This window comes from Neobacillus sp. PVCKKU3 (assembly GCF_058323225.1).
Map to the genome: position 1 here is coordinate 1 of NZ_JBLVQN010000022.1, position 11,975 is coordinate 11,975.

The window sequence follows — 11,975 nt, forward strand, 5'->3', positions numbered from 1 at the left end:
AAATCAACAGGTGTTATTAAGAGGACGTGGAACTCAACCATAATGCTAAAAAAGTGGTGAAATCAACGTTTAAACCAAAAGAGTCTAGTCAAAGTGAATATGAATTTGTATGTATTGATGAATTAGTTCCGGATGATCACCTTCTTCGTTTAAAGAGACAAAAGAATTTCGGGTAAGCACAACAGAGAAGATTCCATCCTACTAACGGCTTATTCCCTAAATGGAAATTTACGTATGACAAAGAACAGGATCTTTACATTTGTCCCAATAACCAAGAATTACCCTACAAGACAACAACCCGAGAGGTCTATAGAGAGTATAAATCGGATTCAAAGAAATGTGAAACCTGTCCGTTTTTATCTCAATGCACACGATCAAAAAATAAAGTGAAAGTTGTCACCCGACATGTATGGGAGGAGCACAAAGAGAAGGTAAGAATAAATCGCTTATCAAAATCAGGAAAAGAACTTTATAAATTTAGAAAGGAAAAAATTGAGCAAAGCTTCGCAGACTCAAAAGAGCTGCACGGGCTTCGCTACTGGAGGTTAAGGGGAATAAAAAAAGCAAGTGAGCAGGCCCTTCTTACTGCAGCTTGCCAGAACATGAAAAAGATTGCAACACACCTATTCAGACTGGAAAAAGTGTGTTGCAATTCTTTAGGTTGATTATCTCCTGTTGATTGGAGCGGAAGGTGCGAAGACTCCTGCGGGAGTACGGGACTGGGGAGACCCCGCAGGCGCGGAACGCGCTGAGGAGGCTCCCCGAACCGCCCGCGGAAAGCGTAGCACCTGGAGCGGAAATCAACAGGCCCATTAGCAGGGACAATTTTGAAAAATATCGGACATTCAAATTACTATAAAATAAAAAATTGCCGAGAAAAATACACTTTCTCGATAACCTGAAGACCTGTCCTTATTTTGGGACAGGTCTTTCTGCATTACATTTTCAATGGAGTCAGGCACTGCTGGAAAATTACAGCTGCCTTTTCCGGATTTACTGGAAAGCCCATTTCCTTCATCGTTTCCCCGATTAAAACAACTGCTTGCTCAAGCATTTCATTTGTGGTGTTGCCCATATGGCCGATTCGGAACGCCTTTCCTGCTAAATGCGCAAGTGCACCGGCGACAATGACACCTTTTTCGGCAAGGGCAGCGCGGAAGGCTGCATCGTTCAAGCCTTCTGGGTACAGAATACAGCTAAGAGTAGCGGCAGCTACATTCTCATCTGCGATTGCCTTCATGCCGTATTCGGCAAGAGCGGTCCGGACTGCTCGTCCGTAAGCTTTGTGACGTTTATAGCGATTTTCCATCCCTTCGGCAAGCACCAATTTCATTCCTTCGTCATAGGCGTAAATGAGGTTTACCGGCGGTGTTGCAAAGTATTTGCCAGGATCATTCATAATGGGGATCCAATTATGGATGTCACAATAATAGGCTGGTACACGCCCGATTTTTTCACGTGCGGCCAATGCCGATTGGTTAAAGGCGACAACTGCCAGTCCTGGAGGTACACCGATTGCTTTCTGCGACCCTGTTAACACAACATCGATTTTATATTCCGGATGTCCGTACGTCTTACTCATGTCTTCTTCCATCGCCGCAGTGGCGCAAACGCCATCCAAAATAACCAATGCCCCATGTTTTTTAATAACAGGAACAAGTGCATCCAAGTTTGCGGCTACACCTGTTGAAGTATCGGCATGGGTAATGGTAACCGCTTTGTAATTCCCGGCAGTTAATTTTTCCTCTACATCCTTTGTCTGAACCTGACTGCCCCATTCTGACTGAATGACGTCAACCTCAATTCCAAATGCTTTTCCTAAATGGATAAAGCGGTCACCAAAGTAGCCTTGACTGATGACAAGTATTTTCTCTCCTGCAGCCACTGTATTTACAAGGGCCATTTCCATCGCAAGGGTACCGGACCCGGAAACAACAAACACTTCCCCGTCTGTTTTAAACATCTCTCTTGTTTTTTCAATAGCACTCTTAAATATTTTCACAAATCTTGGGTCAGTATGACCCCGGGTTTCCTGTGCCAGCGCATCATAAACGGAATCAACGACAGGTGTCGGGCCAGGGATAAGCAGCATCTCTTCGTTACGCATTTTTCGTTCCTCCTAAATAGACTTTTTGGATGAAAAATAAACCAACATTTACCTCTTCTATATCATTTTCGAAAATCCTTTAATATTTTTATGGATTCATCTATTATATGAAATGGTATAATATGGTTTGGTTTCCAGGAAGGATGGTGTCCGCATGAAAGAATTGATATTCGCAAAGGGCTATCAAGAAAACGAACTCTTAAGAAAAAGTTTTAATGAATTAGCTTCCTCCATCTTTGGCATTGACTTCGAAGTTTGGTATCAGCATGGCTTCTGGACAGAAAAATATATACCATATTCGTATATTGAATGTGATAGAGTCGTAGCAAATGTATCAGTAAATCTTGTGGATTTAATCATTGATAACGAAAAAAAACAGTCTGTCCAAATCGGTACAGTTATGACGCATCCCGATTATCGAAATCAAGGTTTGTCCAAAAAACTGATGGATCAGGTTTTGGAAGATTACAAGGATATAGATTTAATGTATTTATTCGCTAATCAATCTGTGCTAGATTTTTACCCAAAGTTTGGTTTTAAAGAATATGAAGAACTCCGATTTTCAATGGATCGTTCGTTCGAGGCAAAAGACGAAACCGGCATACGAAAATTAAATGGGAGAAACGTTGAAGATTTAGCATTTATTTATAGATTGGCAGCTGATCGGCTATCAGGGTCAGCTGCCTTTGGGACACACGGAACAGAGGAGCTGCTAATGTTTTATTGTTTGATGGTCTTTAACCGAGACCTCTACTATGCCCAGGATGAGCAGGCTGTGATCATCATGCAGCATGAGGAGGATACGCTCCATCTTTATGATGTTATTAGTAAGGAGAAAGTAGAATTAATAACGATCTTAAGGAAACTTGTTAATAAGAATACTGCAAAAATTGTTTTTCACTTCCAGCCTGAGGATGACGTGCTGCCGCTTAAGACTAAGGTTGATAAATCTAGTAATGTTTTATTTATCAAAAATCTTAAAGGTGTTTCATTGCCAAATGGCTTTAAACATCCGCTTACCTCACAGGCCTAAAGCTGATTATTGGCAGAATATTAAAATAGTGATAATATTTTAATATTCAGTTATTGTTTTGCTTATAAATTGTTTTTGAAGGAGACGAGTAGAGATGAGTATGGAAAATTTGAGCGTAGCAAGCAAAGGATATTTTGGCGAATTCGGAGGCAGTTTTGTTCCAGAGGATTTACAAGGAGTTCTAAACAAATTGGAACAGCAATTTTTAAAATACAAGGATGACCCCGAATTCATTGAAGAATATAATTATTATCTCAGGGAGTACATTGGAAGAGAAAATCCATTAACATTCGCCGAAAACTTAACCAAACAAATTGGCGGGGCGAAAATCTATTTGAAACGGGAAGATTTAAATCATACCGGGGCCCATAAAATTAATAACGCGATTGGGCAGATTTTGCTGGCAAAACGGATGGGAGCGAAGCGGATTATCGCAGAAACGGGCGCTGGCCAGCATGGTGTAGCAACCGCAACCGCCTGTGCGATGTTTGACATGGAATGTATCATCTATATGGGAAAATTGGACACAGAGCGGCAAGCGTTAAATGTTTTCCGTATGGAATTATTGGGGGCAAAGGTGATTCCAGTAACCAAAGGACAGGGGCGTTTAAAGGATGCTGTAGATGAGGCTTTAGGGGACCTTGTCCAAAACTATCAAAATACCTTTTATTTGCTTGGTTCAGCAGTTGGCCCGCATCCATACCCAACCATTGTGAAGCATTTCCAAGCGATTATCAGTGAGGAATCAAAGCGCCAGGTTCTTGAAAAAGAAGGAAAGCTCCCAACAGCCGTGATTGCCTGTGCAGGTGGGGGCAGCAATGCTATCGGTGCATTTGCCCACTATATCGATGAGAAAAATGTCCGGCTAATTGGTGTTGAACCAGCAGAGGCTCCGACCTTGACAGAAGGGGTGCCGGCTGTTATCCACGGTTTTAAATGCTTGACACTAATCGATGAAAAAGGGGAGCCAAAGCCAACCTATTCCATTGCGGCAGGTCTGGACTATCCAGGTGTTGGTCCAGAACACAGCTATTTAAAAGAGAGCGGCAGAGCGGAGTATGTTACAGCAACCGGTCAGGAAGCGTTAGAAGCGTTTCAACTTTTGAGTAAAACAGAAGGCATTATTCCAGCGCTTGAAAGTTCTCATGCGGTTGCCCATGCAGTGAAGCTGGCCAAAGAATTATCATCGGACGATGTGTTAATTGTAAATCTTTCAGGACGCGGGGATAAAGACGTTGAGCAGGTTTTCCAGATGTTAAAACAATAATGTAAATGAAGGATGACCCTTTTAACGGGTCGTCCTTTTTTTTGTCAAAAGTTATTCACAAAAAATTGTTAAAGTTTTGTGAAATACTTCTGATAAATTGCCGAATTTCGACATCTTTCTGTCGTTGACAGCTCCAGAGGCAGATAATTAAGGGAGTTTAGTCCGTAAATAACAGGGGACATGCCGAAATGTGTCGAGATTATCGCGTTTACAATTTTTCCAAACCTATCAATAATTTAAATTGAATTATATTCCAATAAGTATTTTTTATGAAAATTGCCTGTTGGAGTATGACCATTCATTAAATTTTTGAGGAGGATGTGTAATGGTGTATCAGCAAAAGCCTTGGTTGAAATGGTATGATCCTAGAGTGGAAGAGCATGTAAGTGTAAAGCACGAGTCTCTTTATGATTTTTTAGAAAGTGCCGTAGATCGTTTTAGCGAAAAACCAGCATTTACTTTTTATGGGAAAGTTTATAGCTTCAAGGAAACAAAATGGATGGTCGACAGACTCGCGTCTGCTTTACATAAAGAAGGCTTTAAAAAGGGCGACCGAGCCGCAATTATGCTTCCTAATTGCCCTCACTATATATTCAGCTTATTTGCAGTTTTTCGTTTAGGCGGGATTGTTGTCCAAATGAATCCAATGTATGTCGAAAGGGAAATCGAATACGTTTTGGAGGACTCGGGTGCTAAATATATGATTGTGCTGGACTCATTCTATCCTAGGGTTAAAAAGGTCCAGCCGAGCACATCTCTAAAAAGGGTCGTAGCAGTGAACTTAACCGGTAACCGAGGCGAGCTCGGCGAAGGAGATTATTATTTTGAAGCAGCACTTCAAGATGATGTCAATCTTCCTGAAGTGGAAATAGACCCGCATGAGGATGTCGCGGTCCTGCAATATACTGGTGGAACAACTGGTGTGCCGAAAGGCGTTATGCTGACCCACTACAATCTTTTAGCGAATTTCAATCAGGTCTGCGATTTTATTTATAATACCTGTGATGATGTCCCAGACTCTTTTAAAATGATTACCGTCCTGCCTATGTTTCATGTCTATGGACTGTCAAGTGTAGCTCTTTGCGGAATTCGCGAAGGCGCTAACCAGATTATCCTGCCTCGCTTTGATTTAAAAGAGGTTATGGAAACCATTAAGCGGGAAAAGCCATTTATCTTTGCTGGAGTTCCAACCATGTATTTTGCATTGAATAGTTTGCCTGAAGCATTAAAGGATTGCGGTTTTGCAGATGTATATTATGCAGGCAGCGGCGGGGCGCCGTTACCAGTGGAGCAGGCGAAAGCATTTGAAAACATTACAGGTGCAACCCTACGCGATGGCTACGGGCTTTCTGAAGCAGCTCCAACGATTGCATTCAATCCGCCTTTTTTACCAAGAAAGTATGGAAGTATCGGCATACCGGTACCAAGTACAGTGGTTAGAATTGTCAGGGAGATTGAAGACGGAGAATATGTGGATGTCCCTGTTGGTGAATCAGGAGAATTAATTGTTAAAGGGCCTCAGGTCATGAAAGGATATTGGAACCGTCCGAAAGATACGGAAGATGTAATCAAGGATGGCTGGCTGTTCACTGGTGACATTGCAAAAATGGATGAAGATGGCTATCTTTATATTCTTGACCGGAAGAAGGATATGATTATCGCCAGCGGTTACAATGTTTATCCGCGCGAGGTGGAGGAAGTCCTTTATAAGCTGGAGGGTGTAGAAGAGGCGATCGTGATCGGTGTCCCCGATAGCTATCGTGGGGAAACGGTGAAGGCGTTTATTAAACTAAAAGAAGGCTGTGGACTTTCTGTAGAAGAGATTATTGCGTTTGCAAAAGCCAACTTGGCACCTTATAAGGCTCCTAAAGAGGTGGAAATACTAGCGGAATTGCCAAAATCATCAGTTGGAAAGCTGCTTAGAAGAGTTTTGCGGGATGAAGAGATTGCAAAAGTGAAGGCTTGATATCTTTATATTCCATTTGCTTGTATGAATAAAATTTAATAGTTTTAGCTGCACAGAAAAATGCCCAGTCGTGATCGATAGGGCATTTTTCTGGATTATTGTTTTTTTAGAAATTCCAGTGCTTTTTGATTAACTAGCTCAGTGGCTTCGGTAACATAGATATGCCCTGCACCTTTAACTGTCAGGAATTCGGCATTTTCGATATTCTCTGCCAGGGTAACGCCATTTTCATATGGGACTAAACGATCTTCATCGCCGTGAATAACTAGAGTTGGTACCTTCAGTTGTTCCAGTTCACTGTAAGTGTCGTGGGCAAGGCATGCTTGGAGCTGAAGCATGTATGCGTATGGAAGAATCGGCCTTTCGATTCTTACTTTAATATCCTCTGCTACGAGATTGCGCTGATTTTCAATAAATGATTGGCTGTATAGGATGGGTGCTGTGGCCCAAGCCATTTCCTCAGGAGTCGCAATGGACGAAGCCCTGGACAGCATAAGCATAGAGACATCCGCCCCTGGCTGAACATGATTTGTACCGCCGGAAGTGGTACACCCAAGGATAAGGGATTTAATCCGTTCTGGATATTTTATTGCCAGCCTTTGGGCAATCATGCCGCCCATGGAAATACCATAAACATGTGCGGCTTTAACTCCTGCAGCATCGAGGACTGCCCGGGCATCCTCTGCCATCAATTCAATAGAATACGGGGTATTGGGCTTATCGCTTAAGCCTACACCGCGATTATCAAAAATAATAACTTTATAGTGTTCCGATAGAGCTGGCAAAGTTCTATACCATGACCTGGAATCAAGGGATAACCCCATAATCAATAAAAGCGGCTCCCCTTCACCATGAACCTCATAATAGAGATCAATTCCATTTGCATTCGTAATCGGCACGCAAGCACAACTCCTTTAATCATAATATTAAAATATATGACCATAGCCCTAAGGACATGTCTAAAAAATCACAAATTCATGGACTGATTGTCTGCACCTCCAACGGAACAAGGACAAATGTCTTTTTGTGGCGCATGATACCTTTTTGTTATTCACCTCAAAATGAAAGCGTTTTCCTAAGATAGTGTCATTCAGTCGGCTTCGGCAGGGGGATAGATTGTGCGGGGAGTGATTGGGGAAAAATTCCAACAATATTCGACAAAGAACTATTTTGGGTAAAAGGGATTTTATTTAAAAAACCCATGAATTAAATATGGAATGAATTTAATAAATGGCACCTTAAGGGTATTTGGTGCTATTTGTGGAATTTTGTCGATAAGCATTGGTTTACAAATCTAAACTTTGCTTCAATAATTAAAATTATATTAATATTCTAACAATCTTTGTTTTACTTTAATATCAAGAGGAGGCATAGTTTTTTATGGTTTATCAGCAAAAGCCGTGGCTTAAAGTTTATGATTCAAGGTTGGATGAGCATCTTCAGATTGAGTATAGTTCTCTTTACCACTTTCTGGAGGAATCGGTAAATCGTTTTAATACGAAACCGGCAATGACGTTTTTAGGAAATGTAACCAGCTTCAATGATACTAAAACGATTGTTGACCAATTTGCTTCAGCCTTACATAGAGCAGGATTTGTTAAAGGCAGTCGTTTAGCCATAATGCTGCCAAATTCACCTCATTACTTATTTACTTTATTCGGGACTTTTCGCCTTGGTGGGATCAATGTCCAAGTTAATCCCATGTATGTTGAAAGGGAAATAGAGCATGTTTTAAATGACTCCGGTTCAGAGTACATGGTGGTCCTCGATGCGCTTTACCCAAAAGTGAAAAAAGTCCAGTCAAATACTTCGTTAAAAAAGGTGATTGTTGTTAATTTTGGCGGTGCCAAAATTGATCTTGCAGATGGTGATGTTTATTTCGATGAATTCCTTGATAAGGAAGCTAGTCTTCCAGAGGTAGACATTGACCGTGATGAAGATGTCGCTGTGCTTCAATATACCGGTGGCACAACCGGTCTCTCCAAAGGGGTAATGCTTACCCATACGAATCTTTTAGCCAATTTAACACAGGTTTGTGATTTTGCTTATAAAACATGTGATGACAAACCAGAAGATTTTAAAATCATAACTGTATTGCCGATGTTCCATGTCTATGGATTATCAAGTGTTGCACTTTGCGGAATCAGAGAAGGTGCCAACCAAATTATCCTGCCGCGCTTCGATCCAAAGGAAGTAATGGAGATTGTCAAACGTGAAAAACCATTCCAATTCTCAGGTGTTCCAACCATGTTCTTTGCATTAAACAGCCAAGAGGGTCTAGAGGATGCTGGTTTTGATTCACTATACTACGTGAACTGCGGTGGTGCTCCACTTCCAATAGAAGCAGCCAAAGTGTTTGAAAAGAGGACAGGGAAACAGCTGCGTGATGGATACGGTTTATCTGAAGCAGCACCAACAGTCATTTTTAGTCCTCCATTTGTGCCAAGAAAGCACGGAAGTATCGGCATTCCAGTTCAAAGTACAATTGCCAGAATCGTTCACGAAACAGAAGATGGCTTTGTCGATGCACCGGTTGGTGAGGCTGGGGAGATCATCGTCAAAGGGCCGCAGGTAATGAAAGGATACTGGAATCGTCCTGAAGATACGGATGCAGTAATAAAGGATGGCTGGCTGTTTACTGGCGATATGGCAAAAATGGATGAAGATGGATACTTTTATATTGTTGACCGCAAGAAAGATATGATTATTGCAAGCGGCTTCAATGTTTATCCAACAGAAATTGAAGGGGTTCTCTATCAGCTGGAGGAAATCGAAGAAGTGGTGGTAGTGGGCGTTCCAGACCCTTACCGCGGCGAAACCGTAAAGGCTTATGTAAAGCTAAAAGCGGGTTATTCTATTAGCGAAGAAGAAATCAAACAGTTTGGAAAGGAAAACCTAGCACCATATAAGGCACCAAAAGATGTAGAAATCCTTCCTGAGCTGCCAAAATCTTCAGTTGGGAAACTGCTAAGAAGAGTATTAAGAGACCAAGAAAAACAAAAAGTAAAAGCCTAATAGTCAACTAGGAGGAATTTAAGATGAGTTTGCAAGATTTATTTAGTTTACAAGGAAAAACGGCGATTGTTACAGGCGGCGGCAGAGGCTTAGGACAGCAAATTGCCACTGTGTATGCAGAAGCAGGTGCTAATGTTGTTGTTTGTTCAAGAGATGTTGAAGCATGTCAGCAATTAAGCGATGCCCTTAAGGAAAAAGGTGTTCGCTCACTTGCATTTAAATGTGATGTATCAAATCCTGAAGATATCCAGCATGTTGTGGACGAAACGCTAAAAGAATTTGGCTCAATAGATATCTTGGTTAATAACAGCGGCACAAGCTGGGGAGCCCCTGCACTTGAAATGCCAGCAGATAAATGGGATAAGGTAATGGATATCAATCTGAAAGCAGTGTTTTTATTTTCTCAGGCTGTTGGAAAAATTATGGTCGAGCAGCGTTCCGGAAAAATCATTAATATTGCTTCGATTGCCGGTATGGGCGGTCAGAAACCTGAAGTAATGGATGCCATTGGTTATTCTGTCAGCAAGGGTGCCGTCATTACATTAACGAAAGATTTAGCAGTAAAATTGGCACCGCATAATGTCCATGTGAATGCCATTGCACCAGGGTTTTTCCCAACAAAAATGACCAAAGCCATTTTGGGCTATTCTGGTGAAAGTATTCTTGATCGTACACCTGCAGGACGTTTTGGTTCCGATGAAGATATGAAGGGGCCGGCGCTATTTTTAGCATCATCAGCATCAGACTATGTATTCGGTCATGTACTGGTTGTTGATGGTGGAACGACTGCAAGTGTGGAATAAGTCCGCAAGCACTTTTTAAAATTTTTCTGAATTTTTAAGAGATACCCTTGAAGGGTTGCAGTATATATGTTTAGATTGACATATTAGTACATATGTTAAGAAGAACATACCAACCGGTTAGTAAGAGGGAATCAAATGGAAACCACGCACCAGGACGAAGTTGCTTTTTCCAGAGAACTCGAAGCGAAAATAAATAAAAGAATCCATGAACTCACTAATAGCCGGAGCTTTACCCTAGCATGGGGGAGGGCAATGGATGCCCATTTGGCTCGGTTAAAAATTCACAGAAAATTAACAACTAGATGGTTAAAACGATTAGACCTTCCCAATAAAGATGAAGTAGCAGAGCTTTCAATTAGATTGGTAGATTGTGTGGAGAAAATCGACCTGCTCGACGACACAATCTATAGTTTTAAAAAAAGGCAGCAAATAAATTTAACTCATTTAAAAATGATACGACAATCATGGGAAGAACTGCTGGTTGTTTTGCGGACGGAAGAAAAAGAATTAAAAGCAGGTAATCTTACATCGCTTGAAAAGGAATTAATACAACTAAAGCGATTATTTCAAATAGAATTCGAAATGGAGGAATAACCAATGACTGAGAAAAATGAAAAAGAGTTAGAGGTTGAGGTTAATGTTGAAAATCAATTGTCAAGCCTTGAGCTGATTTGGAAGATTGGCTTTGATGAATTAGATGTATGGGCTAATCGTTTTAATAAGCGCGATGAGCTATTCTTGTCAGCGGTTAAGAACTATGTAGAAAGCGTTAAGCGCAATCAGGACAATCTAAAAGCGGTCACTGAGCAATTTGACAGAGAAGTCAAGGAATGGGAAAAAGCTGCGCGTGAAGAATTACTTGTGACAACCACGACTTTGCAGCATTTCTTCCCTGTTAAATCTTATGAGGAAATCAATAAAGTTGTGGATGACATTCAACAAAAAACGGCAGCTCTACTGTTAACTCCGGTAAAGGCGTTAACCGGCGGTCAGGCACTAGACAAGTATCTGGATGCCGTCGAGCAATATCTGGCTTTCAGGAAAAAAGCACGTGAAAAATATATTGATAGTGTAAAGAAAACTACTAATGTACTATATGAAAATCAAAAAATATTTGTTGATTTATTCTCAAAACAATTAAAAGCAGCCATTTTTCCTTTTCAAAAATTCATGAAAAACGCGGTTGAATCAACAAAATCATAACGAGGTGAATGTTAATGTCAGAGAAAAAATATGATCCGTATGAATCCTTTCATAAGTTAAGTCTTTTGTGGGAAAAGCAAATCAATGATTTTATCTACCTGTGGACAAATAACAATGAGTTTGTCAAAATGTCCAATTTCGGAACTGAAGTGCAAACCCGTTATCTGGAGCAATTGAAAAAAAATCAAGAAGCCTTCGCAAGTGTCCTAAATTTACCGACGAAGAGCGACGTTACAAATGTGGCAAACTTAACGATTCAAGCAGAAGAGAAAATGGAGGCTCTTGAAGAGCAAATTTGGGATTTACAAGATTCTGTAAAATCACAGAGTAAAGAGATTGAAAGTGTCGTAGAAGTCTCCAAGGAAATCATTAAACTGACAAAACAGCTAAAACAAGATCTGGTTAAGTCAAAAAAAGAACTGTCCGATACAAAGAGCCTGCACGCCGAACTTCAGGAAATGAAATTTGAACTATTGAAGTTAAGTAACTTTAAAGAAGAACTTGACGCTATTAAGGGTCTGATTGAAAAGGAAAAAACGGAGCAACCTGTGTTTTCTAGTGCAGGATCATCTAAATAATTT

10 protein-coding genes and 1 pseudogene are annotated in these 11,975 nt (G+C 40.8%); 9 read left to right on the forward strand and 2 right to left on the reverse strand.

Going from position 1 to position 11,975, the window contains the following annotated elements:
• Nucleotides 1-185: 185 nt before the first annotated feature.
• Nucleotides 186-665: pseudogene (locus ACNQGS_RS15700) on the forward strand (transposase); the annotation flags it as partial.
• Between the two features lie 272 nt (nucleotides 666-937).
• Here the strand turns inward: ACNQGS_RS15700 and ACNQGS_RS15705 are convergent.
• Nucleotides 938-2,107 (reverse strand): pyridoxal-phosphate-dependent aminotransferase family protein, encoded by a 1,170-nt coding sequence (locus ACNQGS_RS15705; protein ID WP_491488130.1) that lies wholly within the window; start codon nucleotides 2,105-2,107, stop codon nucleotides 938-940.
• A gap of 154 nt (nucleotides 2,108-2,261) precedes the next feature.
• On the opposite strand from ACNQGS_RS15705, the gene ACNQGS_RS15710 reads away from it, so the two are divergent.
• The 3 genes from ACNQGS_RS15710 (at nucleotide 2,262) to ACNQGS_RS15720 (ending at nucleotide 6,373) form a co-directional block, all read left to right on the forward strand.
• Nucleotides 2,262-3,140, forward strand: a complete 879-nt coding sequence (locus tag ACNQGS_RS15710; RefSeq protein ID WP_491488131.1) for a GNAT family N-acetyltransferase — start codon at nucleotides 2,262-2,264, stop codon at nucleotides 3,138-3,140.
• Nucleotides 3,141-3,240: 100 nt separating this feature from the next.
• Complete coding sequence (trpB, locus tag ACNQGS_RS15715; protein ID WP_491488201.1) at nucleotides 3,241-4,407, forward strand: tryptophan synthase subunit beta; 1,167 nt, start codon at nucleotides 3,241-3,243, stop codon at nucleotides 4,405-4,407.
• Between the two features lie 325 nt (nucleotides 4,408-4,732).
• Nucleotides 4,733-6,373, forward strand: coding sequence for a long-chain-fatty-acid--CoA ligase (locus ACNQGS_RS15720; protein WP_491488132.1), 1,641 nt, complete (start codon nucleotides 4,733-4,735; stop codon nucleotides 6,371-6,373).
• A gap of 95 nt (nucleotides 6,374-6,468) precedes the next feature.
• On the opposite strand, the gene ACNQGS_RS15725 is transcribed toward ACNQGS_RS15720, so the two are convergent.
• Nucleotides 6,469-7,272 carry an alpha/beta fold hydrolase gene (locus ACNQGS_RS15725; RefSeq protein WP_491488133.1) on the reverse strand — a complete coding sequence of 268 codons (804 nt, stop codon included), beginning with the start codon at nucleotides 7,270-7,272 and terminating at the stop codon, nucleotides 6,469-6,471.
• Nucleotides 7,273-7,753: 481 nt separating this feature from the next.
• Here ACNQGS_RS15725 and ACNQGS_RS15730 point away from each other — a divergent pair, with 481 nt between their 5' ends.
• The 5 genes from ACNQGS_RS15730 to ACNQGS_RS15750 all read left to right on the forward strand — a co-directional run bounded on the left by ACNQGS_RS15730 (nucleotide 7,754) and on the right by ACNQGS_RS15750 (nucleotide 11,972).
• Entirely contained in the window at nucleotides 7,754-9,388 is a 1,635-nt protein-coding gene (locus ACNQGS_RS15730; protein WP_491488134.1) for a long-chain-fatty-acid--CoA ligase, read from the forward strand.
• A 23-nt stretch (nucleotides 9,389-9,411) separates the two neighbouring features.
• Nucleotides 9,412-10,191, forward strand: a complete 780-nt coding sequence (locus ACNQGS_RS15735) for an SDR family oxidoreductase (RefSeq protein ID WP_213116569.1) — start codon at nucleotides 9,412-9,414, stop codon at nucleotides 10,189-10,191.
• Nucleotides 10,192-10,326: 135 nt separating this feature from the next.
• Nucleotides 10,327-10,785 carry a hypothetical protein gene (locus ACNQGS_RS15740; protein WP_491488135.1) on the forward strand — a complete coding sequence of 153 codons (459 nt, stop codon included), beginning with the start codon at nucleotides 10,327-10,329 and terminating at the stop codon, nucleotides 10,783-10,785.
• 3 nt (nucleotides 10,786-10,788) lie between these two features.
• On the forward strand, nucleotides 10,789-11,394 hold the full coding sequence (locus ACNQGS_RS15745) for a hypothetical protein (protein ID WP_491488136.1): 606 nt from the start codon (nucleotides 10,789-10,791) through the stop codon (nucleotides 11,392-11,394).
• A gap of 14 nt (nucleotides 11,395-11,408) precedes the next feature.
• Complete coding sequence (locus tag ACNQGS_RS15750; RefSeq protein WP_241114071.1) at nucleotides 11,409-11,972, forward strand: polyhydroxyalkanoate biosynthesis repressor PhaR; 564 nt, start codon at nucleotides 11,409-11,411, stop codon at nucleotides 11,970-11,972.
• Nucleotides 11,973-11,975 lie beyond the last annotated feature (3 nt).

Coding starts and splice junctions, on each gene's coding strand:
- ACNQGS_RS15720 (WP_491488132.1), top strand. CDS start 4,733: ATGGTGTATCAGCAAAAGCCTTGGTTGAAATGGTATGATCCTAGAGTG.
- ACNQGS_RS15710 (WP_491488131.1), top strand. CDS start 2,262: ATGAAAGAATTGATATTCGCAAAGGGCTATCAAGAAAACGAACTCTTA.
- ACNQGS_RS15745 (WP_491488136.1), top strand. CDS start 10,789: ATGACTGAGAAAAATGAAAAAGAGTTAGAGGTTGAGGTTAATGTTGAA.
- ACNQGS_RS15705 (WP_491488130.1), bottom strand. CDS start 2,107: ATGCGTAACGAAGAGATGCTGCTTATCCCTGGCCCGACACCTGTCGTT.
- trpB (WP_491488201.1), top strand. CDS start 3,241: ATGGAAAATTTGAGCGTAGCAAGCAAAGGATATTTTGGCGAATTCGGA.
- ACNQGS_RS15740 (WP_491488135.1), top strand. CDS start 10,327: ATGGAAACCACGCACCAGGACGAAGTTGCTTTTTCCAGAGAACTCGAA.
- ACNQGS_RS15750 (WP_241114071.1), top strand. CDS start 11,409: ATGTCAGAGAAAAAATATGATCCGTATGAATCCTTTCATAAGTTAAGT.
- ACNQGS_RS15735 (WP_213116569.1), top strand. CDS start 9,412: ATGAGTTTGCAAGATTTATTTAGTTTACAAGGAAAAACGGCGATTGTT.
- ACNQGS_RS15730 (WP_491488134.1), top strand. CDS start 7,754: ATGGTTTATCAGCAAAAGCCGTGGCTTAAAGTTTATGATTCAAGGTTG.